Raw genomic sequence first — 24,910 nt, 5'->3', positions numbered from 1 at the left:
ACGCACAAGGTAGAAAAAAAAATAAATCGATGCGCAAATTCCATTAACATTATTTTAACCAATATTACATTGTCAATATAAACAACTGCATATCAATTTATTAAGCACCGCAAATTAAGGCGATTTTAATAATTAGCACTTAAAACGAATAGATTAACTGGCCTTGCACCATTGTCTTTTTATTGCCTTCAATCATGTCATAACTACTCCCAATCTTTTGTTTATCAAGATAAATCACTTGATGTATTTTCCCCCAACAAGTTAATTTCTTATCCAGTTTCCATTTCAAATTCAGGTAGTATTGCCACCCGTTTCCATAATATTGACCTACGCTGTTTTCATACATGACACTGCTTTCATACGCGTATATTCGTGACTGATAGCCTCCCGTATTAAATAATCCTCCCCTTATAGCTATACTCACAGGCAACCTTCGAAATTTATAACTGACATCCTGGTATAAAAACAATCCTGGCTGCAAACCAGCCGCAGTACGGAATCCTGCGTACTCCAGGCGCGTGCTGGCCGCACATTTTCTGTTGATGTTTATATCCGCCTGACAACGTATATGCGTTAGCAATTCTTCATCTTTTTTCCGACTCACTACTCTACCTGTGATAATAATATTTTTTCGGTATGTCCAGCCTAACTGCAGGAGATATTCCCATCCTCCCGACGGATAGTTGATGCCATAGCGTATCCAGGGAAACCTGAACCAATCCACGTAACCACTTACTGTCCAGCGAGCGGCAGGCTTTAGACTACAACCCATGTAAATGCCTTGTTCATTACGTGTATTATAAATCTCTCCAAACCCCTTACTGTAGAAGCTTTGATAAGCCTTGTCATAGTTCCTGTATACCATAGAAAGATCGGCTTTCGCGGATACGCTGATCAATGCGCCTTGCAACCAGGCCATATGCCCCTGCTGATCACGGGCCAGCTCTCCAAACAAATGCATATTCCCAAAGGTGCGCGCATAATCCAGACTATAGTTCATGAGTCCATTCCCTCTGAAATCAAACTGGTTATACGGTTTCACAGACTTCTCCAATCCTGGTGAAAGGTGATGATAAATGATATTGGCCCCCACATTCCAGTTCCCTACATAACGAAAAGCTGCGCCACTGCTAAATTGTGTCACTGCATTCATCTTCGCTATTTCTGTGGAGGTACGGTGATAGCCGGCCGATTGTAAAGCCGTAGCCACTTGTGTATCAGTGATAGTATCTGTTCCGGGAACGGTTCCATCCAGCTTACGGAGAGAGCAAAATGCAGTCAGTTGCAGTTTCCCTGCTTGCACCGTCGCTCCTGTTCCCCGAAAAAAATAATACTCCCCGGCAGAAGTATAGGGTCTTATTACCTCTCCTTCTTTCTTTACCTGCAATACCATCGCGCTCTTCCCCGCAGCGTGACTATGCCATTGTATCAACCCCTGGCCCATGTTTACAGAGAAATCGCCTATCGCCAATGCTTTCACATGCTGGTAGTTACTGATAAACAGATGGGCGCTGTAAAAATCAAAGCCATATCGCTGCGCTCCCCGAAAGAAAGCTTCTCCGGGATCTTTTTCCATAGATACGCCATAACTCGTATACCCGGTGAGGTTATAACGGTAACGAATAAACACTTTATCTATACTGCCAGCATATGCCGGTGGTTTTCCATTCACCGATACATATCCTTTTGATGCCTCCAGTTGTCTGCCATAACGCAGCAGTAAACTCCTTTCCCCTTTTGAAAACCTGTCACGAATACCATACTGTGGCTTAAAACCCTCCCCTGTACTGATATAAGGCAACAGTTGCTTTATCAGATCGACATCAAATCCCGGTACTGCCTGCAATTCATAGATACTGATAAAGTCTCCCAACAACGCACGATAACGCAACAGACTTTCCACCTGGTTAGGCAGCAGTATTCCTAAGGCTGTCAACTGCGCGGCATCTGCGGTATTCAATGATATACGGTGATGGATGCGCTGCTGTAATAACTGCCATTGCTCATCATCTTCACTTACCGAAGTAGTGGCCGCCGTTACTGCTTCGACAGACTGCTGTATACTAGCAGGCAATTCTTCCTGTGCGCATACCTGCAGCGATAGCGCCAACAAACAAAGCAAGCCAACTATTTTCCCCATACCAGCGCTATTGTTGGAGTGAAGCCCAGTTGCGGATGCATTGATGCCCCGCCATCAATCCGCAGTCGTCCTAATATCAGCATCACAACCCACTGTGGAGCAGGCTGCCAACCACTTACGCCCAATTGCATAGCCAGCAAAGGAATTATTCTATAGATCGCCTGCACTAAAGGTATTAATTTCCCTTCCTGCTGCCTGCACTCCGCTGCCAGCAGGAATCCTGTACCCGACTGCCAGCCCACTCCTATCCTGTATTGCCAATCTCCTTCCCGGATTACCTGCACGCCAGCCATCCAAGCAGGGCCAAGACGCCACCTCAATGCCAATACTGCCGTTGGTATTCCTTTACTCCCATACTGGTAAACAGATGTACTATGATATCCTAACTGTGCCCCTATTCCCAGGTCATGCCCCAAATGCAGCCCCATACCGCCACTCACCGCCTGCTCCTTCCAATAGCTATTCCCAAACTGACGTACCTGCACCCCTATGCCACCCATTCCTACAGGAATCATCAGCGCTCCCATATGCAACGGTACTTCCGTCAGGCCAAATCGCCTTTCTGTGAAAATACCAGCATTGAAATGCCTGGCATCCGCCAGTATAGCCGGATTCTCCGCTGCCACAAGCGCATCTGCAAATCCGCTTCCGTAAGCCGCTCCTCCCCAAAACCTGCCATAAGCAGTAAGCTGAACAGCAAGGGCCTTTACGTCTCCATAAATCAATTGAAAAAATATAATCAACAAATGCAGGACTAGCATCCTCCATGACCGGGTTAACATAAACACATGGGTTAATAAATGGGAAAACAAACTTATCAATCACAAAACTATTTCATCTCTCTACTACAAACCTTTATTACATGTTAACAAACTAAAAAACTGTACAAAAAGAAATGGATTGACATCTGCGACGTCAATCCATTTCTTTTATTTCTTTTGCAATATATTAAAACAGCCCATACAGCTGAGAGTCAATCTTGGAGATGATTTCACCCAGATCTTCTTCACTTTCCGGAAACTTGTTTTTATCAATATCGATTACCAGCAACGGACCTTCTTTATATTTCTCAATCCAGTTGTTGTAATATTCGTTTAGTCGTTTCAGATAGTCCAGGCGAATATTCTCTTCATACTCTCTGCCTCTTTTCTGAATCTGTGCTACCAGCGTAGGTACAGAGGCTTGCAGGTAAATCAGCAAATCCGGTGGCTTCACCATGGATTTCAATGTCTCAAAGAAATTGAAATAGTTATCGAAATCCCGTTTGGTCATCAGCCCCATTTCGTACAGGTTCGGTGCAAAGATGTGCGCATCTTCATAGATCGTACGATCCTGGATCACTGTTTTATTACCGTTCTGTACTTCCAGCAGCTGTTTCAGCCGGCCATTCAGGAAATAAATCTGCAGGTTAAAAGACCAGCGGGGCATATCCTCATAGAAATCATTCAGGTAAGGATTATGTTCCACATCTTCGTATTGCGGATGCCATTTATAGTGTTTGCAAAGCATTTCGGTCAGCGTTGTTTTCCCTGCACCAATATTGCCCGCAATTGCGATATGTTTAACTTTTGCTTGTTTTGCCATGCGTTTGTTGATATGGTATGATTTATTGAAAATAGTTACTTGCGTTCACTTTTTCAATAGTATTTTATACCGATTAATTTCTTGGCCTCATTCAGTGTTTTAGATGCATTTTCTCTGGCCTTCTCCGCACCTTCTTTCATAATACGCTGCATATAAGCGTGATCCTGCTGTAATGCCTTCGCTTTCTCACGGATAGGCGCAATGAATTTCACCATGTCCTCTCCGAGTTGCTTCTTCATATCGCCAAAACGAATAGTCTGATCATCCCAGGCTGCGGTGTAGAACGTGGCTACATCCGGCGCAGACACCAGTTTCATCAGGTCTATCAGGTTACTCACCGATTCTGGCATAGGAGATCCTATCACACCGGTAGCACTGTCCGTTTTAGCCTTCTTAATTTTGTTGAGAATTTTATCATCTTCATCTGCCAGGTAAAGCGTAGCCATTTCGTTCTCGCTTTTGCTCATTTTACCTTTCCCATCCAGGCTTGGAATACGTACCAGGCTATCGCCATAGTTAAAGGCTTCCGGCTCTGGGAACAGGTTACCATAACGATGGTTAAAACGCTGTGCAAAGTTTCTCGCCATTTCCAGATGCTGGCCCTGATCTTTTCCAACAGGCACCTTTACAGCGCGCTGGATAAGAATATCGGTAGCCATCAGCACCGGATAGGTCAGCAATCCAGCATTTACATTCTCTGGCTGTAATCTTACCTTGTCTTTGAACGTTGGTACTTTTTCCAGCTCACCTACGTAAGCCAGCATATTCATCAGCAAATAAAGCTCTGAAATTTCGGGAACGTCGCTCTGTACGTACAGTACTACCTTTTCTGGGTCCAGGCCAGAAGCAATATTCTCTGCCAGTACCCGCTCTACGTTACCACGGAGATCTTTCGGATCAGGATGGGTGGTAAGTGAATGCCAGTCTGCCACAAAGAAGTAGCAGTTAAAGTCCTCCTGCATCCGGATAAAATTACGGATAGCACCAAAATAATTACCTAAGTGTAAATACCCTGTGGGGCGTATGCCGCTCACCACAATTTCTTTTTCTGTTGCCATAACAGGGCGCAATTTAAAATATCTGGCCGTTTATCCCTAATTTTGGAATACTATCAATTTACCTTTTATATTTCATTACCTTTTCCTTTAATTTGATTATGGAAGTCAACGATACTCTGGTACAGCAATTGGCAGATCTTTCCAGACTGGAATTCAGTCCGGAAGAAAAAAAAGAATTTACCGGCGACCTCCAACGGATGATCACCTTCGTAGAAAAACTCAACGAACTGGATACCTCCCACGTTAAACCACTCCTCCATCTTACGGAAGATTATAATGTGTTTAGGGAAGACCAGGTAAAACCATCCATCAGCAGGGAAGAAGCGCTGCAGAATGCACCTGCCGCCAACGAGGAATACTTCAAAGTGCCCAAAATAATAAAGAAATAACCTTACATGCAAAAGTCTGTTATCCACCTGGAAGAAATCAGAAAAAGCTACTATCTCGGCAAAAATGAACTGCCGGTACTGAAAGGCGTTTCTCTGGACATTTTCCGAAATGAGTATGTAGCCCTCATGGGACCTTCCGGCTCCGGGAAATCCACGCTCATGAATATCCTGGGCTGCCTGGATACCCCCACCAGCGGCAGTTACATCCTCAGCGGACACGATGTCAGCAAAATGGATGACAACTCCCTGGCACATGTGAGAGGAAAAGAAATCGGATTCGTATTCCAGCAATTTAACCTCATGCCGCGACTGACTGCATTGGAAAATGTAGCCATCCCACTGATTTACCAAGGCGTCAATAAAAAAGAACGCCTGGAAAAAGCCATGGCCATGCTGGAAAAAGTGAAACTGGAAAACCGTGCAGACCATAAACCGAATGAACTCTCCGGAGGTCAATGCCAGCGCGTGGCCATCGCCAGAGCCCTGGTAAATGATCCTTCCCTCATCCTCGCCGATGAACCTACCGGTAACCTGGATACCAAAACATCCATCGAAATCATGGATATTTTCGGAAGTATCCACGCTTCCGGCAACACCGTGGTGCTCGTAACCCACGAGGAAGACATCGCCGACCATGCCCGTCGTATCATCCGTCTCCGCGATGGCGTGATCGAATCCGACCGCGTAAATGAAAAATATCTGGTAAACAGCCACTAATAAAAGCTGCTCCCTTTATATACTTCGATCCTTCCGGCAATACCGGAAGGATTTTTGTTTTAATTTTAGTACATGAAGATATATACCAAAACAGGCGACAAAGGTAAAACCTCCCTCATAGGCGGCACCAAAGTCCCTAAAAGCAATATACGCATCGACGCCTACGGTACCGTCGATGAACTGAACTCCTATATCGGCCTGGTAAACGATTATATCGCCGATACAGCTACCAAAAACCTCCTCAGAGAAATCCAGGACAGGCTGTTCACCGTAGGCGCCGCACTGGCCTGCGATCCAGATAAGGAAACCAAACTGAAGATCCCCGATCTTCACGAAGCGGATATCACCCTGCTGGAAAAATCCATCGATCAGATGAATGAAGAAATTCCACCGATGCGCTCTTTCATCCTTCCGGGTGGTCATGTAGCAGTATCTACTTGTCATATAGCGAGATGCGTGTGCCGCCGCACAGAACGCCTCTGCGTAGGTATGATGGAACAGGAAATGTTCATCGAACCGCTGGTGCTCAAATATCTTAACCGACTGAGTGATTATCTCTTCGTTCTCGCCCGTTGGACCGGCCATAAACTGGGCGCCGAAGAAATACCTTGGAAACCAAGAGTCAGCTAAGCCCAATTCAGATTTTATTAAATTTGCGATATGTTTACAGGAATCATTGAAACACAAGGAGAAGTAATTTCCACCAGACAGGAAGGCGGAAACCTGACTATCACTATAAAATCCGCTATGGCAGCGGAGTTAAAAATAGATCAAAGCGTATCTCATAACGGCGTATGCCTCACCGTTACCGGTGTAGAAGGAGATACCTACACTACAGTGGCCGTTGCAGAAACCCTGCAAAAGACCAACCTGGGCCTGCTCACTCCCGGCCAGAAAGTAAACCTGGAACGCGCTATGGTCTTCAATGCCCGCATAGATGGCCACCTGGTACAAGGTCATGTGGATACCACCGGCACTTGCATTTCCCGCGAATCTCAGGATGGTAGCTGGCTGTTCAGATTCCAATACCCTGGCGAATTTGCAGGACTACTAGTAGAAAAAGGCTCCATCTGCCTGAATGGTATCAGTCTGACAATATTTGATGTCACCAACAGCGAATTCTCTGTGGCCATCATTCCATATACCTTCGAATTCACGAATATTCAATATATCGAACCAGGTAGCAGCATTAATCTGGAATTTGATATACTGGGTAAATATGTAGCGAGACAACTGTCAGTCCGTTCTTAAAAATTTCCCGCTTGAAGAAGTTATTACTGCTGATAAGCATCACTCTTCCGCTGCTGGCCTTCGGTCAGCAACGGAAGCTGGTGGCCGCACACGCAGCCTACGATTACAACGCCGTTCCGGAATTATATAATAATACGCCCATCGGAATAGAACTTGTCTACAGCGATAGCAGCAAAACTGCCACCGCCAACGGCTTCAATGGATCTCTCAGATGGAGTAAAATGGAAGTCAAATCCTCAAATGGAGAGGTGAGTCGCGCCGGCATTCTAACCTTCAACAGAACCCAACTGGCTAAAGATAATTACCACATCCAGCTAACCATTACTTTGCCCGGCGAAAACCCCGTTACGGCTGATCTACAGCTACCACAACTCACAGGCATGCGCTTCAATCATTATGCAGACAGCCTGAAAAGAAATATTCACTTTTACTTAAATATAGAAGGGAAATTCAGCAGCGGTAAAATTCTCCCACTGGATACCAATGAAGTGCATTTTCAAATATCCGCCGGCAAACTAATTGGTCAGGATCTCCTGTTGCCTGCCGGCGATACGACTAAAATAATTCGGGTGGAAGCTTGGTACAAACTAAATCCGGCCATGTATCTGCTGTCCGACATACCTGTCAAACAAATGCCCGATAAAAACTAAATTAACATCCTGGATTTCAACTCCAGATACTTATTGACCACATTCACAGTGAGTTGCTCCGGAGGCGTCAGAATAGACATAATTCCATATTTCCCCAGCTCTTTCGCGATAAGACGTTTATCATAAGCAAATTTCTGGGCAATCGTCTGCTTGTAAATTCCTTCCAGATCATAGGCTACGTCTTCCGTCACTTTCTTCAATTCTGTATTCTCAAAAAACACCACCAATAATAAGTGATATTTTGCCAGTCGGCGCAAATAAGGCAACTGCCGCTGTAAGCCAGACATTGACTCAAAATTCGTGTATAACACTAACAAAGAACGCTGCGATAATCTGCTACGTAATTGTACACTCAAAGATTCATAATCACTCTCCTGCCATTGGGTTTCCTGCGCATACAACGATTCCAGAATGGTATTGAGCTGCACCATCTTACTACTCGCCGGGATCATTTCCATTTTCTTCTCCGTGAAAGTGATTAATCCCGCCTTATCGCCTTTTGAAAGCGCAATATTGCTGAACACTAAAGTAGAGTTGATGGCATAGTCCAATAACGCCAATCCATCAAACGGCATCCGCATCGCCCGACCTTTGTCTATCACACAATAAATCTGCTGACTTTTCTCTTCCACAAAACTATTCACCATCAAGGTGCCCGTACGTGCAGTGGCTTTCCAGTTAAGCGTTCGGACATCATCCCCTTTGGTATAGGATTTAATGTGGTCAAACTCCATACTATGTCCTACCATCCTTTTACGATGTATACCTGTTGTATCCATCTGTGCGATAAAGGATTTGAGAGAATAATTACGTAGTTGCTGGAAGCTCGGATAGACGCCCACTTCAATTGGGTTATCTATCACAAATCTTCTGCTGATAAGTCCCAATGCAGTGTGTACATATACATTCGTATTACCAAATGCATATACGCCCCGCTCTACCGGACGAAGGGAATAGGTGAATGTATGTTCCCCTCCCGCCGCCATTTGCGTTTGTAAAGTAAAGTCCCTCCATTGAAACTGCAGCGGTACCTCCTCCAAAACAGTTACAGTGACAGGAAAAGGATAGCCATTACGCACTACCAGCTTCACTTCATTGGGATCTCCGTTGCTCAAACGATTGGCCAATGCCCTGTCTGCCACCATAGCGTCTCTGGATTTGGTCAGTAATAGCAGCATGTCTACCAATACTAACACCACCGTCAAAACAACAGACAGGATTCCTAACAAAAATAAAGCGGGAATAAAAAATGCCACCAGGAACAAGAGAATATCAGCTCCTACCAGCAGATAAAATCTGTTGCGAAAGAATAGTTTTTGATAGAAATTACTTTTAATTGCTCCTGGCATCGCGATAGTTGAATTTATCTTGGAACTTCTACTGTTTTAATAATCTGGTCAATCACATCATCTGTGGTAATGCCTTCCATCTCTCTTTCAGGCGTCAGGATAATACGATGACGCAGCACATGCTTCATAATACCGGTTACATCCTCTGGTATCACAAAATCCCGGTTATTCATAGCTGCCTGTGCTTTCGCGCAGTTCATAACGGAAATGGATGCACGAGGAGAAGCTCCTAAGTACAAGGAAGAATGCTGTCTGGTAGCGTGAACAATTTCTGCAATGAAATGCAGAATTTTCTCATCTACTCTTACTTGTTTCACTTGGTGTTGATAATGAATCAGCTCCGCAGACGTCAGTACTTTTTCCACTACACTGGTAATATCAGCAGGAGTATGTAACCTGTTCATAGCCTCCAGAATGGATATTTCTTCCTGTAAATCAGGATATTTCACTTGTATTTTAAAGAGGAACCTGTCCAGCTGCGCTTCCGGCAGGCGATAAGTACCTTCCTGTTCAATGGGATTCTGCGTAGCAATCACCATGAACGGCCTTTCCAGGCGATAGGTATTGCCGTCATTGGTAATCTGACGTTCTTCCATCACTTCAAAGAGGGCCGACTGTGTCTTAGCGGGAGCGCGGTTGATTTCATCAATCAGAATAAGATTACTGAAAACCGGACCTTTCTTATATTCAAATTCCCTGGTTTGGGGATTGAATACAGAGGTACCGAGTACATCTGCCGGCATCAGATCCGGAGTGAATTGTATACGTGAGAAACCGGCATCAATGCTTTGTGCCAGCAGTTTTGCGGTCAATGTTTTAGCTACGCCCGGTACGCCTTCAATCAGCACATGTCCCTGTGCCAGCAATGCAGTTATCAGCAGGTCTACCATCTCTGATTGTCCAACTATCACTTTACCGATTTGCTCTCTGATCGCCTCCACACCAGTCTGGAGTGCAGACAAATCAGTACGGGGTTGAAAGGTATTCGTATCCATTTATTTAGTATTTAGATAAAAAAGTTGAATGCTTCTATATAAGTCCGTTACAAATTCGCTGTCGATATAACCATGATCCTGTACTACTTTCATCAGGCTGGTCATGCGTCTCACCTGATCGATCGGGGCATCCGATTTATTGGATAGCAGGGTCGCAAAATCATCATCCAGCACATTAGTATTGATATAATAACGGGTACGGATATACTCTAGTGCATGCGTCACCATTTTATGAGAGATATTCGCATGGTTCTGTTGCTGATAATAAAGTTGCCCTATAGCATCTACGAATTCCAGCGAAGCATTAGCCACTACAGGTTTCAGCGGAATAATGCGCTGACGGCGTTTGCTTTCAAAAGCCACATATAATAACATGAGGATGATACTCAGCCAAAGCGCCCAGCGGAAGGCCGGATATTTCAACAGCACCTGCCATTCCGAGAATTCAGAATTGCGGGGCCCCTTCTGCGTATTATAGAATTCGTCCCAGTACACATTGTCGGCATGAGGGTCCAGATAACTCATCTGAATGGCCAATGCCTGTGCATTCTGGTTATGCAATACAAAGTAATTCGTAAAGGTATACGGGTTCAGTAAAATATAAACAAAACCACTACCCACACGCACACTGGCAAAGTTAGGTTCATTATGCGCCGAAGTTCCGAGTATTTGCATGCGGGAAGAATCCCATTTGGAAAAATATCTTTCCAACATGGGACCATTATACCGATAGGAAGCACTGATCTTGTTGACAGAATCCAAATAGTTCTGAACGCCGGGCTGTACCATTTCACCAAAGCCCAGTACCTCCGTTTCTATACCCAGTCGGGATTTCAGGTTTTGATCCAGTTGGTTAGCTGCGATAAACAACTCGTTTCCATCGCCTACAAATTTCAGCATGTCGGTAACATCCTGCTCTGTAACAAACAGTTTCTCTGCAACAATGATGTAGACACTACCGGAATTCTTGAGTGTTTCTTCTTTTCTGTAGGTGCTTGCAAATGACTTTGTAACTACCTGTAATGTTTGATTATTAAAAAGAGAAGGTAACAGTTCTCTTGCAGCATAGGTACCGCCGGCCTTTTTATCCTTTCCAGAGAAGGTAGGTTTGGACATATCATTACTCCGCTGCTCATCCTGGTTGGATTGAATACTATTTATCATCAGCAATGCAATGAGGATCGCTATGACAGTACCGGCAATATAGTAGAATTTCCTGCTCACGCGCTCTTGCTGATTTGATGTTTAAAATCCTGGAATTGTTGTTCCAGTTGTTCAAAATCTTGTTTGGGAAGATCAAAGCTGCCATACCAGACATATTCATAGTCCATGGTCAGAATAGAAAACTGCCGGTAGTAGGGCGTGTTTCTCATCGCCCTCAGATAATCCTTATTGGTCTTTTCTATGGATGGCTTGATCAGGTTATTTTCAGATAATTGAAATAATGTATACAGATACCACCAACGAATCGTTTCTTTAAAATTCCCATCTGTGGAGGCTTCTAATATTTTCTTTTCATAGTCTTTAGCAGTATGCAATACTGTTTCCTGTGCTACCTGCATCTCCCCTACTAACGGCACGCTGCGGAAGAAACCCAGCCCGTTTTTCTTCATATAACGGTAAAGAATATACAATAAGATGGCAGCAATAATTCCAATGATGACCCAACGGAATACAATGATGTGTAAGGTGATGTAAATAATGATTGCTTGCACAATAAGCCCGAACCAGTTGGTTTTCCCCGCCTGCTCTTCTTTCAGATCAATATAATTCAGGTTCTTATTTTCCTTTAATTCAGCGAGTTTTTTATCAGAAACGGCACGGTTCAAAGCTACGGGATAAGGCACGGCAACACTGTCTGCTTCCGCTTCTTCTGTAACGGTATCTTCCGCGTCGGTGACGCCATCAGCGTTAATGGTACCGATCTTTGCAGAATCTTCAATCGTTTGTCTTACGGCGGCATGTACCGTTCTATTGTTGCCCATCAACAATATACCAGCAAAAATGATCAGAAATTTACACAGTGCTTTCTTCATATCAGTCCTGGGATGCCGGTAAAGTGTGAGTAATCGTGATCTTTCCGTTTTCACTGATAGCATAGCCTTGCTTATGCAAGCGGATGGGATACCAGATAAAATAGAAGATTATAAATCCTAAAGATGCCAACAGAATCAATATGCTTACCAATGCAGGCATGGCGGAATAACGGGTTATAAAACCTTCCAGGAATGCAGCTACAATGAAAACAGGAATCAGCGAGATCATAATTTTAATCCCGTCTCTGGCAGCTCGTTTCAGAGATTCAAGCCTGGTAAGCGTTCCTGGAAAAAGCAAACTGTTGCCCAGTATCATACCGGCACAACCTGCGATGACAATACTGGATAATTCCAATGTACCATGGGTCATCACTATTAATACCGCTTTCCAGCCAAGCCCATGTTTCACAAAAATATAATGAAAAGCGCCCACCATTACGCCATTACGAAACAGGAAATACAATGTGCCAAATGACAGAAAGATGCCAAACACAAAACATTGCATTGACACATAAATATTGTTGAAGGCGATATATAAAAACATTAACAAGGGAGACTCGCCCTTATAGACCCCGAACGGATCACCGCTGGCAATATTTCTTTCCGTCATATTGATATATTCATCCCCCAATACTCCCCTGACAAAGGTATCGTCATGAGCACTAGAAAAGGAGCCGATCAATACGAAGATGGTAAAAAAGCAAAAACTGTATAAAAGGGTCCGGTGATATTTTCTGAAAAGTAAGGGTAGCTCATACTTGAAAAATAACTGGAATCTTCCATCATCATTTTTCTTGTGGGCATATATCTTCTGGAAAATGTTTGCCGCGATACTATTGATGTAGCGGGTAACCTTACTGAAACTATAGAATGTTTTAGCATAGGACAGATCGTCCAGAACAGACACAAAACGATCGGACATCTCATCCGGGTCGTCGGTGGGTTCCTCCTGGTATTTTTTCCAGCGTGCTAAATTTTTCTTGATAAATAGAGATTCTCTCATGCCTGATTGTCGGAACAATATATAAACATTTATGTAGATTTGAGCATGAGCACCATTAAAATCCCTACTTCATTTAACATTGATCTGGAATTCCAGGCCGCAGATCTTGGGCAGCGATTCCTTGCCTGGCTGATAGATTTTGTCATCAAGGTCGTTTTTGTGGTCATCTTTGTAATGATTGTAGGGAATATGAAGGATATTTTCAATAATGAAGGATTATCAGCCATATTCCTGCTGGGAATCCTTATTCCTGTCTTGTTATACCCTTTACTGTTCGAAATGTATATGAATGGGCAGACACCCGGTAAAAAAGCGATGGACATCCGGGTAGTGAGTATGATTGGTAATACGCCTTCCCGCAGTCAGTTTTTCACCCGATATATTTTCCGGATTATTGAGCAGCCGATCTTCTTCTGGGCTTTGCTTCCTATCATTTCTATACTGCGGTCCCCGTTAAAACAAAGGGTAGGCGATATTGCCGCCGCTACCATTGTCATTAATATTAAAACTAAAGGAAGCATCAGCGAAACGATTTTCCGCGATCTTTCTATGACCGACTATAAACCACAGTTTCCAGAGATTTTACGTCTATCTGACAGAGACATGAATAAAATTAAAGAGATGTTAGATAGAGCATTATTGGGAGACAAACGTCTGGCGGAACGAGTGGCCACTCGTGTAAAAGAGGTGCTGAAAATCAACACCACCCTGCCTGATACCGTTTTTCTTGAAACCGTACTGAACGACTACAACTATTACACTACCGTTGAAAAGTAAGCCCACAAAGGATTTCAGCGTGATTATAAAAGTCGGCGCAAAATTTTTTTTCAAGAAAAAGCGCATAAAATTTGGATTTACAACACATTGTATTACCTTTGCAACCGGCAAGTCTTATACGACCAGCTCCTGCTGAATCCCCCCAGGACAGGAATGTAGCAAGGGTAGGCGGTTGAAGCGGTGCGATATAAGTAACTTGCCTTTTTTTTTCTTTAAAAAGGTCATTAGTCGCTGTCAGTAGTCAGCTGGTTTTATTCTCACCTCCTTCTCTAATGACAGTAGCTCCACAAAGTGATACAAACCTTTACAACTTTAATTTAACATAGTATGAAATTCTTTATTGATACAGCTAATCTGGCGCAAATACGTGAGGCTCACGATCTCGGTATCCTGGATGGTGTAACCACCAATCCATCCCTGATGGCGAAAGAAGGGATTAAAGGTGAAGCGGCTATCATGCAGCACTACAAAGACATCTGCGAAATCGTTGGATCTGGTGATGTAAGTGCAGAAGTATTCTCTACCGACTTCAAATCCATCATCGAAGAAGGACAGAAACTGGCAGCCATTGATTCTAACATCGTGGTGAAAGTGCCAATGATTAAAGACGGTATTAAAGCCATCAAATGGTTTACTGACAACAGTATCAGAACTAACTGTACACTGGTATTCTCTGCTGGTCAGGCTATCCTGGCCGCGAAAGCTGGTGCTAAATATGTATCCCCTTTCATCGGTCGTATCGATGATAGCAACTGGGACGGTGTTGAACTGATCGCTCAGATCGCTCAGATCTACAGCGTTCAGGGATTCAAAACTGAAATTCTCGCCGCCTCTATCCGCAGCGCACTCCACATCGTGAAATGTGCTGAAGTAGGTGCAGACGTATGTACCTGCCCGTTAGACTCTATTCTGGGTCTCCTGAAACATCCTTTAACGGATATCGGGCTGGCGAAGTTCTTGGAAGATGCCAAGAAAATGTAATCGCAATATTTTTTAGATGGTGTATCCCCGGTGCAGAGATGTACCGGGGATTTTTTTTGTAACCGCGTCTCCCTTCCCCCTTCTCCCCCCAACAACAAATCGCCTGCTCTGCTGTTAAACATATACGCAGCAAATCCTTCCGTATGGCAAAATATATCCTCGCACTGGACCAGGGAACCACGTCTTCCCGCGCTATCATCTTCGATAAACAAGGCGCCATTGTAGCCGTTGCCCAAAAGGAATTCAAACAACTATTCCCCCAGGCCGGATGGGTAGAACATGATCCCATGGAAATATGGACCACTCAAGCCGGCGTTGCAGGTGAAGCCATCCTCCGCGCAAACGCCACCGGCGCTGATATCGCTGCCATCGGTATCACCAACCAAAGAGAAACAACCATTGTGTGGGACAGAAAAACCGGGAAACCCGTACACAACGCCATTGTGTGGCAAGACAGAAGAACGGCCGACTACTGCAACCAATTGAAAAAAGAAGGAAAGGAACAAATGATCAGAGAGAAAACAGGACTCATTCTCGATGCCTACTTCTCTGGTACCAAAATCAAATGGATACTGGATAATATCCCAGGAGCCAGAGCCAGAGCGGAAAACGGCGACCTGATCTTTGGTACGGTAGACAGCTGGATCGTCTGGAATTATACCCACGGACAACTCCATATCACTGATGTGAGTAACGCTTCCCGAACACTACTCTTCAATATCCACGACATGCAATGGGATAAAGATCTCCTCAAACTCTTTGATATTCCCATGTCCATGATGCCGGAAGTCCGCCAATCCAGCGAATTATACGGCAATACCCAGGCTACTATTACGCCTTACGCCATTCCTGTAGCAGGTATCGCCGGCGATCAGCAAGCCGCCCTCTTCGGGCAACTCTGCACAGAACCAGGCATGATCAAAAATACCTACGGAACCGGCTGTTTTATGGTACTCAACACCGGCGACAAACCCATGTCTTCCAAAAATAATCTCCTGACTACTGTTGCCTGGAAAATCAATGGCCGTACCTGTTACGCCCTGGAAGGAAGTATCTTCATCGGTGGCGCAGTCGTTCAATGGCTCCGCGACGGACTCGGTATCATCCGCCACTCCGCAGATGTGGAAAAACTGGCGGCTACCGTGGAAAATAGCGACGGCGTTTATCTCGTACCTGCTTTCGCAGGACTCGGCGCCCCCTACTGGAATCAGTTCGCCCGTGGTACTATGGTAGGCCTCACCCGCGGCTCTACCGCCGCTCATATCGCCAGAGCCGCCCTGGAAGGTATCGCCTACCAAACTATGGATGTACTCAAAGCAATGGAAGCCGATGCCGGCATTACGATCTCTGAATTACGCGTGGATGGCGGCGCTACCAACAATAACCTACTGATGCAATTCCAGGCCGATATCCTCCATGCCACCGTGGTACGCCCCAATATCACCGAAACAACCGCTCTCGGCGCCGCCTACCTCGCAGGCCTCGCAGTGGGCTTCTGGGATAGCATAGCATCCATCGCAGAACAATGGCAAATCAATGCCACCTTCAAACCACAAATGGAAGAAAATACCCGCAAACAACTGTACTATAACTGGAAACGAGCGATCCACGCCGCACAAGCCTGGACAGAACCCCTGGAATAATTTTTTCGCTGTTACAATAAAATCTCGTCTCTTTGCGTAGAAATTACACAAATAAACTTTCATTTTTTTCTGAAAGTTTAGTAACTTTGATAATCATTAACACTAGCACAGGAATTGTGCATAAGAATTCTGTAGAACAGCGAAAACGATATCCTTCTTCTTAAAATAAATTTTATGAGTCAGCTCAACATTCCGGAAACGAACGACCCTAGGGTAGTGATTGTAGGTGGTGGTTTTGGAGGTATTAACCTGGCCAAACATCTGAAAAATCTCCCCGTTCAGGTAGTGCTGCTGGACAGGAACAACTATCACCTGTTTCAGCCACTGTTGTACCAGGTATCTACAGCAGGCCTGGAACCGGATAGTATCGCCTTCCCTCTACGCGGAATATTCCGCAAACAGAAAAACCTGGTATTCCGCATGGCGGAAGTAACCGGCGTACGAGCAGCAGAAAATATCCTGGAAACCGGTATTGGTGAACTTCGCTATGATTACCTGGTGTTTGCTACCGGCAGCAATACCAATTTCTTCGGCAATAAAACTATTGAAGCGCAAGCCATCGGCATGAAATCCCTCATTGAAGCGGTACAGATCCGTAACTATGTGGTGAAACAATTTGAGGAAAGCTTACTCCTCTCCGACCCAGAGGAAATAAAACCTAAACTGAACTTCGTAATGGTAGGCGGAGGCCCTACTGGCGTGGAACTCGCTGGCGCCTTCGCTGAACTCCGCAAATATATTCTGCCTAAAGATTATCCTTCCATTCCGCAAAATCTCATGAACGTTTACCTGGTTGAAGCAGGACCAAGACTCCTCGCTTCTTTCACGGAAAAAACTTCTGAAACAACGCTGAAGAGCCTGGAGGAACTGGGCGTTCGCGTGATGTTGTCCACCCATGTAAACGAATACGATGGTAAAGTGGTCACCCTCAGCAACGGCGAACAAATCAAATCACATTCCCTGCTCTGGTCTGCCGGTGTAAAAGGTGTGCCTGTAGCCGGCCTTCCTGCGGACATTCTGCTGCCAAACGGTCGTATCCTGGTCAATGAGTTCAACCAGGTGAAAGGCTACGAAAATATCTATGCTATCGGCGATATCGCTCAGATGACCAATGATTCCCGCTTCCCTAAAGGCTACCCAATGGTGGCACAGGTGGCGATCCAGCAAGGCGTTAACCTGGCTAAAAATATCAAACTGGGCATGCAGAAAAAACCTGTTATCGCCTTCCATTATAAAGACCTGGGAAGTATGGCTACCATCGGTAGAAACCGTGCTGTGGTGGAAATGGGTAAACTGAAAATGCACGGATTCTTTGCATGGGTTGTATGGATGGTGGTACACCTGATGAGCCTTCTCGGCTTCCGTAACAAACTGGTGGTATTCATCAACTGGTTCTACCGCTACTTTACTTTCGAAAGAGGTACCCGCATCATCATCAAACGAGGCGCCGCCAACATCGTCAAGCTACGGCAAACAATCGAACATTAATAAAATCAAAGAGGCTGCCTTTACCAGACAGCCTCTTTTTTATTTTCGGTTCAGAATTGAATTCAACGTTAAGGTAGACACGAGCTCGTCATATCTCGCTCCCAGTCCTCTGTAATACAGTAGAATCGTGTAATTATTCTCTGTTTCCCAACTGTCTCCCTCTGTCAGAGACGTATCGAACTTCCCAGCTGGATCATGCTGATCCACTAATCCGTAAATATAATTGTAATAACCCTGTTTCAGGAATAGTGAACACTCATAAGCCCTGGTAGCAGGATTATACGTCATCTTATTCGCATCATTACATTCATAGTTAGTCACCTCTCCAAATATGTACATATTGTACTGTGCATAAGGCTCCGGCGATAAAAACTGAAAATGTACAGTGGCATAATCCCCTTCAAAATTGGGATCATAATCATCCAATGTAGCGAGATAATACTTCCCGTTAATGTCTTTTATAAACTGATAAATCTTATCTGCCCGCTCCACATCCGGCTGGGCATACACGTCTGTACTATTCCGATGATACTCTGTATGCTTCACCCGCTCCGTCTGTAAACGGAAACTACGCAAATCTATCCATCGCCATTCTTTCCCTCCCGGAAATACACAATCCATTTCTGTATTGTATTTGATCACATTTCCATTGATAAACTGCGGTCTTAAATTTGAAATAGCATTATCCCAGCGCCCATTTTGCAGGATCACCACCTTCACCTGGTCGAATGGATTCGGAATATTTAATGCACCCATATTCACCTCAAAATTCACTTTCTGATGGGTACGGAATAATTTTGGATTCACTGGCTGCTGGATATAACCCGTTATCCCCGCACGATTATCCACCACCAACAGTCTACGGGTAAATGCCAGTTGTGTGGTATCGCTTTCCAGATAAACCTTCAGGATATAATTGCCCGCACGGGTAGGAAAACTATTACTGCCAGGCAGCGTTACACTATAGTGCGTATACTTTTGAAAGGCAATACTAGATAAACGATAAGTCTGAATTCGTTGCTCCGAAAACCCTCTCAGGTATTCCAGCTGATTCACCTGAGCCAGCGACCAGTCTGCATTACAGAGTACAAAAGTATAGTAGTAATCCTTTACATCATTGTCCAGATCATCGAAAGACAACTCCAGCTTCTCGCCTGAACCCAGCGTCACCATCGGCAAGCTCAATGGATCTCCCGCCTGGTTTAACTTTACAGACTTGATGTTGTTCATATATACATGATCCGGAGTAATTGCATTGGACTGGGCTTTCAATATTGCTGGTAATAACGTCGCATACAGGACAGCCAAAAATATAAGTGCTTTACGCATATTCAGTAATTGATTAAGTCAAGTTACGACTATTTTAACATTTAGGCTGCCCGGAATTTTTGATTTTGTCGCCAGCGTGGTTACCTTTATTTTTATAAATATTCAAACAGTTAATGGATTTATCTCGCTTTATCGCCACCCGGATCGCTTTCAATAAAAGCTCTTCCTTCTCCAAATTCATCATCAACATCGCGTTGTGCGCTACCGCCATCAGTGTTGCGGTGATGATCCTGGCGACAGGACTGGTCAATGGTTTCCAGCAAGTAATCCAGGATAAAATCTTCAGTTTCTGGGGACATATCCACATCAACCAGTACCAACCCAACGCAGGCCCACTCACACAAGAGAAATCCTTCGAATTGAGCCCCGAACTGGTGAAGAAAGTACGCCAGTTGCCACAGGTGAGCTTCATCGCTCCCTATGCCACAAAATCCGCTATTATCAAATCAGATAAGGAAATTGACGGCGTACTGTTCAAAGGAGTAGACAAAAACTACGACTGGCCTAAACTCCAGCAATTCATGGTAGCCGGCAACCTACTGCAATTCAACGACAGCACCTACTCTCAGGGAGTGCTTATCTCTTCCAGCATGGCGAAAGAGTTACAGGTAGGCGTAAACGATAAAATAATTATCTATTTCATCCAGGGCGGCAGCCAGTCGCCACGCGCCCGCAAACTAACGGTAACGGGTATATACAAAACCGCTATCGAAGAATACGATAAAACCTATGTTATCGGAGATATCGATCTTATTCGCAAGCTAAACGACTGGACACGCACCGAAATCGGCGGTTATGAGGTAACCCTGAAAGACTACCATCAAATGGAACCAGTAGCCAGATACATCGATGAACATGTATTAACAGACGAACTGTTTACCCGTACCATTCAGGAAATTTATCCGAATATCTTCGACTGGCTGCAGTTACAGAACAAAAACGAAATCATTATCATCGTCATCATGACGATTGTAGCCATCATCAACATGATCACCGCTATTCTTATCCTTATCCTGGAACGTACCAATATGGTGGGAATACTCAAATCACTGGGGATGCGCAACTGGAAAATCCAACGGATCTTCGTTTTCCAGGCGGCTTATATTATCATTATGGGAATCCTCATTGGGGATGCTGTAGGCCTGGGCCTGGCCTGGCTGCAACAAACCTTTGGGTTCTTCAAACTACCGGAAGATTCCTATTATATGTCTGTTGCAGCCATTTCCTTGCATTGGGAAGAAGTAGTACTTATCAACGCCGGCACCTTGCTGATATGTGTTACTGTATTGCTCCTCCCTTCATTGATTATCAGAAAAATCACGCCGGTAAAAGCAATACAGTTCAAATAATTATTTTCTTGGCGTACTGCGTACATAATCACGCAGATAACTACACTGATCATATACTTCCTGGTACAGCGCTGTCTGCGAATAGTTGGCAGTCAGTACCGGGAAATAACGGTTACGCATCAACGCATTGTAATACTTCTTGTCATCATTGTTTTCCGGCACATGCTTTTGTGAACAACGAGCCGCCAGGAACAAACATCTCGCCTTAAACTCTTTATCTGTTGCAGCCTGAGCAGCCCTTGCATAGAAGATCTCCGCATCATAGACCCCATAGTATTGTCTTTCGAAAGGATCTTTTTCACAAGCGGTGGTATACCATTCTGTAGAGTGCCTGTCGTCTTTCAGGAAGAAATAAGTTTTACCATAATAAGAAAGATTGAACAAACCGGTAGCCAGCTTATGATACACCTTTGCATCCACAGGTGGCGTCTTTGTTTTCGTGATCAAATTCACCATTTGCTCGCAGAACTGGGATATGGTAATCTTGGTACGATAAGCAGGCGTCTCCTTATCATATCCAAAATCCTGCAACTGATCCGCAAATACCTGGTAAGAAACCGGCTGCTCTTTCACCGGCACTTTTTTCAAATAAGGCAATGCAGCTGAAAAGTTATTCACACGCATGAAAGCCCGACCAATCAAGAGATTCATATTCATGCCTTTCGGAAAGAATCCCGCCAGATAGCTTTCATAAGCGGTCTTATTTCCACTTTTCATGAAATCACTGAAGGTAATCAACTGCTCCGCTGTCATCTGGTCGCCCAACATATCGGATGCACCATAAGGAGGAGTACCCAGACTAATAGAATCACAACGGCCACGCACCAACGCTTCTTTCACATAATCGCCCTGTTTGCGGTAAGCAGGCGCAATCACTGATGTCAATAGGTTACGATAAGCTTTATTAAAAAATACTTCCTTATCCACATTGTACCATCTTTCCGGATTCCGTTGCGCCATTCTGCTATCCAGCCATTTCAAAGAAGGCAGCAGCTCCGCTTCGAAAGCAGCATCTATTTTCTTTTGCTGATTTACAGTCACAAGGATATTCACCAGTTCCCATGCATCTTTCACAGCAGGATCAGTGATAGAATATTTACTCAGCCTGGCTTTAGCGCCAGCCATATCTCTTCTTACATATGCAATGTAAGCGGAACTCAATTTCCAGTAGTCAGGATCTTTTACATTACCCTTCTCTGCAACACTATCTGCGAAACGTTGAAGCTGCTTGGCATATGGCTTGTAAACAGAGTCGCTGCCATGAGAATAATAATAAGAATAATATCCCAGCGCGAGCCCAGTACTGTCAATTTCCTTTTGGATAGCAGGCGTCATGTAATCATCTTCCAGCTTATTAATTTCTCTTCCCAGCAATACGTTCATAGCAGGAGACTGTGGGTCCAACTGATACACTGTACGCAATGCATTGGTACTTACTCCGGCATTAGCCAAGCTGAAAATAGCTACTACATTGGCTTTCTCTTTATTATTCCGACAAAGTGGGAATACGTCTTTAGCTACTGTATTGCTCCACATCATATTGGTAAAAGCCATCCGGCGTTGACTCACCGCATTCTCAAATACTTTTGAAAACACATATGCCGCATTCACAGAATCTTTCAAACGCAGCAGGGCTCCACCTTTGAGGGCAAGCGCTTTATTATAAATCAGCGAATTAGGCACTGGCTTTGAGAAATCGCGATCAAAAGCCTGTACTGTTTCACTAAACAGCTTGCGGTAATGCGTCAGACGCAGTAACTGGAATTTATAACGCTGTGCTATTTCCTTATCTTTCACGCCAGCCACCAGTTCTGTACCTTGCTTAAACAGTTGCGCCATCGGAACGGTATTATCTACCGGATCAGCCCAGCGATCTTCAATATAGACGTACTTTTCACAGTCTTTCGCAAACAACAGGTAACGAGCCGCCTCTTTGTTTTTTCCTTCTTTCAGGAATTTGACAAAGCTGTTATTTTTCACGCTATCGGGGAACATACAATCGTTTCCACCGGCACTGCAGGCAGATACCTGCGCCATCTGTTCATGGGAAGAATGATAAATGTACTTGTAAATATCATCTGTGGAGATGCCTTTCTCTCCTGCATAATTTTTCCACTCTTCCACATTGGCTTGCGATTCAGGACTCATCTCATCATCATACCACTGCTCCAGTGAAGTATAATAAAATGGTTCGTAGCCCTGCCCTTTCAGGTATGGATTGAAATAGGAAATGTAATAATCATATGGGTCTGGCTCCGGCCCACAGGAAAGGGAATAGATGATATTCCCGAAAAAAACAGCTAAAAAGCTAATTGAAAAGACGATACACTTTTTGTAATTCATGCAATGGATAATTGTCCAGGGTAGCAGCATCGAGATGATAGAAGATAACCGTAGGGTTATATGATTGTCGTTGTGCGGAAATAAGTTGCGCTGCGTCTTCCAGCAGTTTTACGTTGGTAATTTCGCGGCGAAGTTCACTGCCTTTTTTCAGCATGTAACCGTTGATCAGGGTATCTTTCTGTACTACAAACAGCTGCTTGCCATGAGGTATAAACAAATTTTTATTTTCAAGTTCCCGTGTACCCACATTTCTCAGAATTCCTTTGTACTGATTGTTTTCAAACAATACGGTCCATTGAAAAAGTGGTAAAGCAATATCCAAAGGTAAAGGATAATTTGAAATGCGGTCGTTTCCGATATACGACTCCATTGTGCTGATATCCAGGATAGAGTTATGATCTCCGGGCTTACGGAGGTCTCCCATATTATAACACATGAGTAAACCCTTATTCACAGGAGGTATGCCACTACTGTTCCTGAATTTTATCTGGTGCATTCGGATGGTAGCAGAAACGTCTTTCCCTTTGAAGAAAGGTAATTGCTGCAGTGCCTTTAAATACCGGAAATAAGTATCCCTCGTGGTTTTGGTCCAGTCGCAATCGATCTGGATTTCTTTTATAGGTTGTTTGTTAGGGAGACTACTACATAAACTGCCGAGCAGTTTCTCTGTTCGCTGGGCTAGTTGCGCTGCCAGGGTAGTATCCGGCGGGTTATTCCAGATCTCATTCATCAGGAAGATGACAGGAACAATTTCCTGATCGGCTGGTAGTGGCTGCTGTTGCTGAAAAATAGCAACAGGTACTGCTTCTCCGGGTTTACTTCCTGGGGCCACATCAAACATTTTCACATATAATTTCCTTGCCGGCAACTGACGGAGGTATTCCAGTTCAGTGGCATTGCCGGTCCAGCTTTGCTTCCAGAAGTAGAATGCAGGCGTTACCTGCCGCGAAGGGGTGGACTTGCAGGCGGGCAACAGGAACAATAGTGAACTAATAATCAGGAGATATCTCATATGAGTAAACGACCACAGATAATACCAGTAGCCACAGCGGCATTGAGCGATTCCGCCCCTCCAACTCTGGGTATGGTAATTTTATGGGTAGATGCCGCAATCACCTCTTCTGAAAGGCCTCTGCCTTCATTTCCAATCAACAGGATGCCTTCCGTCAGCCGGGAATATTCCGTAATATCCTTGCCATGAAGGGTAGCTGCATAAGAAGGTATTGATGTCTGCGTAAGCATTTCCTTTATATCGGTTTCGACTATACGAACCCGGGCAATACTCCCCATGGTGGCTTGTATAGTCTTTGGGTTATACACATCCACACAATCCGGGGAACAAATGATCTGGGAAATACCAAACCAATCGGCGATGCGAATAATGGTCCCCATATTACCTGGGTCCTGGATGGCTTCCAAAGCCAGCACCAGCTGTCCGGATACAGGCACAATATAGGTGACCTCCGGCATATCCAGCAGGGCCATGGCCCTGTTAGGAGTTGTCAGTGCAGATAATTGTTTCAGCACATGCGCTTCCACGGTATACACTGCATCTGCCGGGAGCTTACCTAATGCAGCCGCATGTTGCTCCACCCAATCGGCAGTAGCATATACGGCTTTGACCGGCATTCCTGCCAATATCAGCTCCTGGACAATTTTATCTCCTTCGGCGATATACTGGCTGGATTTTTGCCTGTTTTTTTTGTGCTGTAATGATTGAATATATTTAATTTGCGCCTTTGACAACATGGGCCCAAACCTACACGTTTTCTTTTAATCAGCCAAGAACAGGCCGTGTAGCCCACTTGTCAGCATTTCCTTTTAAAAG

At 44.5% G+C, this 24,910-nt stretch carries 23 protein-coding genes and 1 other RNA gene; 11 read left to right on the top strand and 13 right to left on the bottom strand.

The window, feature by feature from the left end; all coding sequences use genetic code 11:
- Window positions 1–139: 139 nt before the first annotated feature.
- From CLV59_RS01485 to trpS, 4 genes are all read right to left on the bottom strand, one after another.
- Window positions 140–2,140, bottom strand: a complete 2,001-nt coding sequence (locus CLV59_RS01485; protein WP_111590230.1) for a ComEA family DNA-binding protein — start codon at window positions 2,138–2,140, stop codon at window positions 140–142.
- Complete coding sequence (locus CLV59_RS01480) at window positions 2,128–2,901, bottom strand: hypothetical protein (protein ID WP_111590229.1); 774 nt, start codon at window positions 2,899–2,901, stop codon at window positions 2,128–2,130. The genes CLV59_RS01485 and CLV59_RS01480 overlap by 13 nt, the downstream gene beginning before the upstream one ends.
- 187 nt (window positions 2,902–3,088) lie before the next feature.
- The gene (locus CLV59_RS01475) at window positions 3,089–3,724 is read right to left on the bottom strand and encodes a deoxynucleoside kinase (RefSeq protein ID WP_111590228.1); all 636 of its coding nucleotides are present in this window, start codon (window positions 3,722–3,724) and stop codon (window positions 3,089–3,091) included.
- A 53-nt stretch (window positions 3,725–3,777) separates the two neighbouring features.
- Window positions 3,778–4,782: a tryptophan--tRNA ligase gene (trpS, locus tag CLV59_RS01470; protein ID WP_111590227.1), complete on the bottom strand. Its 1,005-nt coding sequence runs from the start codon at window positions 4,780–4,782 to the stop codon at window positions 3,778–3,780.
- A gap of 98 nt (window positions 4,783–4,880) precedes the next feature.
- Here trpS and gatC point away from each other — a divergent pair, with 98 nt between their 5' ends.
- From gatC to CLV59_RS01445, 5 genes are all read left to right on the top strand, one after another.
- Entirely contained in the window at window positions 4,881–5,171 is a 291-nt protein-coding gene (gene gatC, locus CLV59_RS01465) for an Asp-tRNA(Asn)/Glu-tRNA(Gln) amidotransferase subunit GatC (protein WP_111590226.1), read from the top strand.
- Between the two features lie 6 nt (window positions 5,172–5,177).
- On the top strand, window positions 5,178–5,888 hold the full coding sequence (locus tag CLV59_RS01460; RefSeq protein WP_111590225.1) for an ABC transporter ATP-binding protein: 711 nt from the start codon (window positions 5,178–5,180) through the stop codon (window positions 5,886–5,888).
- Between the two features lie 72 nt (window positions 5,889–5,960).
- Window positions 5,961–6,518, top strand: a complete 558-nt coding sequence (locus CLV59_RS01455) for a cob(I)yrinic acid a,c-diamide adenosyltransferase (protein WP_111590224.1) — start codon at window positions 5,961–5,963, stop codon at window positions 6,516–6,518.
- A gap of 30 nt (window positions 6,519–6,548) precedes the next feature.
- Window positions 6,549–7,139, top strand: coding sequence for a riboflavin synthase (locus CLV59_RS01450; protein WP_111590223.1), 591 nt, complete (start codon window positions 6,549–6,551; stop codon window positions 7,137–7,139).
- Between the two features lie 11 nt (window positions 7,140–7,150).
- Window positions 7,151–7,789, top strand: a complete 639-nt coding sequence (locus tag CLV59_RS01445) for a hypothetical protein (RefSeq protein ID WP_111590222.1) — start codon at window positions 7,151–7,153, stop codon at window positions 7,787–7,789.
- On the opposite strand, the gene CLV59_RS01440 is transcribed toward CLV59_RS01445, so the two are convergent.
- From CLV59_RS01440 to CLV59_RS01420, 5 genes are read right to left on the bottom strand one after another with little or no spacing between them, the layout of a single operon-like run.
- A complete protein-coding gene (locus CLV59_RS01440) occupies window positions 7,786–9,138 on the bottom strand; it encodes a DUF58 domain-containing protein (protein WP_170137615.1) in 1,353 nt (450 codons plus the stop codon). The genes CLV59_RS01445 and CLV59_RS01440 overlap by 4 nt on opposite strands.
- A 14-nt stretch (window positions 9,139–9,152) precedes the next feature.
- Window positions 9,153–10,133: an AAA family ATPase gene (locus tag CLV59_RS01435; RefSeq protein WP_111590221.1), complete on the bottom strand. Its 981-nt coding sequence runs from the start codon at window positions 10,131–10,133 to the stop codon at window positions 9,153–9,155.
- Entirely contained in the window at window positions 10,134–11,357 is a 1,224-nt protein-coding gene (locus CLV59_RS01430) for a DUF4350 domain-containing protein (RefSeq protein WP_111590220.1), read from the bottom strand. It lies immediately after the preceding gene.
- Entirely contained in the window at window positions 11,354–12,169 is an 816-nt protein-coding gene (locus tag CLV59_RS01425) for a hypothetical protein (RefSeq protein WP_111590219.1), read from the bottom strand. Before CLV59_RS01425 ends, CLV59_RS01430 begins: the two co-directional genes overlap by 4 nt.
- A gap of 1 nt (window position 12,170) precedes the next feature.
- Window positions 12,171–13,172: a stage II sporulation protein M gene (locus tag CLV59_RS01420; RefSeq protein WP_111590218.1), complete on the bottom strand. Its 1,002-nt coding sequence runs from the start codon at window positions 13,170–13,172 to the stop codon at window positions 12,171–12,173.
- Window positions 13,173–13,217: 45 nt separating this feature from the next.
- On the opposite strand from CLV59_RS01420, the gene CLV59_RS01415 reads away from it, so the two are divergent.
- The 5 genes from CLV59_RS01415 (at window position 13,218) to CLV59_RS01395 (ending at window position 18,061) form a co-directional block, all read left to right on the top strand.
- Entirely contained in the window at window positions 13,218–13,949 is a 732-nt protein-coding gene (locus CLV59_RS01415) for an RDD family protein (protein ID WP_111590217.1), read from the top strand.
- Between the two features lie 105 nt (window positions 13,950–14,054).
- Window positions 14,055–14,154, top strand: an RNA gene (gene ffs / locus CLV59_RS01410) — signal recognition particle sRNA small type.
- Between the two features lie 122 nt (window positions 14,155–14,276).
- On the top strand, window positions 14,277–14,930 hold the full coding sequence (gene fsa / locus CLV59_RS01405) for a fructose-6-phosphate aldolase (RefSeq protein WP_111590216.1): 654 nt from the start codon (window positions 14,277–14,279) through the stop codon (window positions 14,928–14,930).
- Window positions 14,931–15,073: 143 nt separating this feature from the next.
- Complete coding sequence (gene glpK, locus CLV59_RS01400) at window positions 15,074–16,573, top strand: glycerol kinase GlpK (RefSeq protein ID WP_111590215.1); 1,500 nt, start codon at window positions 15,074–15,076, stop codon at window positions 16,571–16,573.
- 174 nt (window positions 16,574–16,747) lie between these two features.
- Window positions 16,748–18,061 carry an NAD(P)/FAD-dependent oxidoreductase gene (locus CLV59_RS01395; protein ID WP_111590214.1) on the top strand — a complete coding sequence of 438 codons (1,314 nt, stop codon included), beginning with the start codon at window positions 16,748–16,750 and terminating at the stop codon, window positions 18,059–18,061.
- A 39-nt stretch (window positions 18,062–18,100) separates the two neighbouring features.
- Here the strand turns inward: CLV59_RS01395 and CLV59_RS01390 are convergent, their stop codons facing one another.
- Window positions 18,101–19,390 carry a type IX secretion system plug protein gene (locus tag CLV59_RS01390; protein WP_111590213.1) on the bottom strand — a complete coding sequence of 430 codons (1,290 nt, stop codon included), beginning with the start codon at window positions 19,388–19,390 and terminating at the stop codon, window positions 18,101–18,103.
- A 113-nt stretch (window positions 19,391–19,503) separates the two neighbouring features.
- Here CLV59_RS01390 and CLV59_RS01385 point away from each other — a divergent pair, with 113 nt between their 5' ends.
- Entirely contained in the window at window positions 19,504–20,739 is a 1,236-nt protein-coding gene (locus tag CLV59_RS01385; RefSeq protein WP_111590212.1) for an ABC transporter permease, read from the top strand.
- On the opposite strand, the gene CLV59_RS01380 is transcribed toward CLV59_RS01385, so the two are convergent.
- Genes CLV59_RS01380 through CLV59_RS01370 form a run of 3 tightly spaced genes read right to left on the bottom strand, consistent with a single transcriptional unit; the run spans window position 20,740 to window position 24,831 of the window.
- Window positions 20,740–23,082 carry a hypothetical protein gene (locus tag CLV59_RS01380; RefSeq protein WP_111590211.1) on the bottom strand — a complete coding sequence of 781 codons (2,343 nt, stop codon included), beginning with the start codon at window positions 23,080–23,082 and terminating at the stop codon, window positions 20,740–20,742.
- Window positions 23,048–24,094: a hypothetical protein gene (locus CLV59_RS01375; RefSeq protein WP_111590210.1), complete on the bottom strand. Its 1,047-nt coding sequence runs from the start codon at window positions 24,092–24,094 to the stop codon at window positions 23,048–23,050. The genes CLV59_RS01380 and CLV59_RS01375 overlap by 35 nt, the downstream gene beginning before the upstream one ends.
- Window positions 24,091–24,831 (bottom strand): TrmH family RNA methyltransferase, encoded by a 741-nt coding sequence (locus CLV59_RS01370; RefSeq protein WP_111590209.1) that lies wholly within the window; start codon window positions 24,829–24,831, stop codon window positions 24,091–24,093. Before CLV59_RS01370 ends, CLV59_RS01375 begins: the two co-directional genes overlap by 4 nt.
- Between the last annotated feature and the right edge of the window lie 79 nt (window positions 24,832–24,910).

Origin of the sequence: Chitinophaga dinghuensis, from assembly GCF_003259435.1 — a bacterium.
Classification (GTDB): Bacteria; Bacteroidota; Bacteroidia; order Chitinophagales; family Chitinophagaceae; genus Chitinophaga; species Chitinophaga dinghuensis.
The sequence above is the reverse complement of the archived record's forward strand: the minus strand, read 5'-3'. Positions and strand labels throughout refer to the sequence as shown.

What these genes read in the sequence shown, in the direction of transcription:
- CLV59_RS01485 (WP_111590230.1), bottom strand. Translation starts at nt 2,140, where the DNA reads ATGGGGAAAATAGTTGGCTTGCTTTGTTTGTTGGCGCTATCGCTGCAG.
- CLV59_RS01480 (WP_111590229.1), bottom strand. Translation starts at nt 2,901, where the DNA reads ATGCTAGTCCTGCATTTGTTGATTATATTTTTTCAATTGATTTATGGA.
- CLV59_RS01475 (WP_111590228.1), bottom strand. Translation starts at nt 3,724, where the DNA reads ATGGCAAAACAAGCAAAAGTTAAACATATCGCAATTGCGGGCAATATT.
- trpS (WP_111590227.1), bottom strand. Translation starts at nt 4,782, where the DNA reads ATGGCAACAGAAAAAGAAATTGTGGTGAGCGGCATACGCCCCACAGGG.
- gatC (WP_111590226.1), top strand. Translation starts at nt 4,881, where the DNA reads ATGGAAGTCAACGATACTCTGGTACAGCAATTGGCAGATCTTTCCAGA.
- CLV59_RS01460 (WP_111590225.1), top strand. Translation starts at nt 5,178, where the DNA reads ATGCAAAAGTCTGTTATCCACCTGGAAGAAATCAGAAAAAGCTACTAT.
- CLV59_RS01455 (WP_111590224.1), top strand. Translation starts at nt 5,961, where the DNA reads ATGAAGATATATACCAAAACAGGCGACAAAGGTAAAACCTCCCTCATA.
- CLV59_RS01450 (WP_111590223.1), top strand. Translation starts at nt 6,549, where the DNA reads ATGTTTACAGGAATCATTGAAACACAAGGAGAAGTAATTTCCACCAGA.
- CLV59_RS01440 (WP_170137615.1), bottom strand. Translation starts at nt 9,138, where the DNA reads ATGCCAGGAGCAATTAAAAGTAATTTCTATCAAAAACTATTCTTTCGC.
- CLV59_RS01435 (WP_111590221.1), bottom strand. Translation starts at nt 10,133, where the DNA reads ATGGATACGAATACCTTTCAACCCCGTACTGATTTGTCTGCACTCCAG.
- CLV59_RS01425 (WP_111590219.1), bottom strand. Translation starts at nt 12,169, where the DNA reads ATGAAGAAAGCACTGTGTAAATTTCTGATCATTTTTGCTGGTATATTG.
- CLV59_RS01420 (WP_111590218.1), bottom strand. Translation starts at nt 13,172, where the DNA reads ATGAGAGAATCTCTATTTATCAAGAAAAATTTAGCACGCTGGAAAAAA.
- CLV59_RS01415 (WP_111590217.1), top strand. Translation starts at nt 13,218, where the DNA reads ATGAGCACCATTAAAATCCCTACTTCATTTAACATTGATCTGGAATTC.
- fsa (WP_111590216.1), top strand. Translation starts at nt 14,277, where the DNA reads ATGAAATTCTTTATTGATACAGCTAATCTGGCGCAAATACGTGAGGCT.
- glpK (WP_111590215.1), top strand. Translation starts at nt 15,074, where the DNA reads ATGGCAAAATATATCCTCGCACTGGACCAGGGAACCACGTCTTCCCGC.
- CLV59_RS01395 (WP_111590214.1), top strand. Translation starts at nt 16,748, where the DNA reads ATGAGTCAGCTCAACATTCCGGAAACGAACGACCCTAGGGTAGTGATT.
- CLV59_RS01390 (WP_111590213.1), bottom strand. Translation starts at nt 19,390, where the DNA reads ATGCGTAAAGCACTTATATTTTTGGCTGTCCTGTATGCGACGTTATTA.
- CLV59_RS01385 (WP_111590212.1), top strand. Translation starts at nt 19,504, where the DNA reads ATGGATTTATCTCGCTTTATCGCCACCCGGATCGCTTTCAATAAAAGC.
- CLV59_RS01380 (WP_111590211.1), bottom strand. Translation starts at nt 23,082, where the DNA reads ATGAATTACAAAAAGTGTATCGTCTTTTCAATTAGCTTTTTAGCTGTT.
- CLV59_RS01375 (WP_111590210.1), bottom strand. Translation starts at nt 24,094, where the DNA reads ATGAGATATCTCCTGATTATTAGTTCACTATTGTTCCTGTTGCCCGCC.
- CLV59_RS01370 (WP_111590209.1), bottom strand. Translation starts at nt 24,831, where the DNA reads ATGTTGTCAAAGGCGCAAATTAAATATATTCAATCATTACAGCACAAA.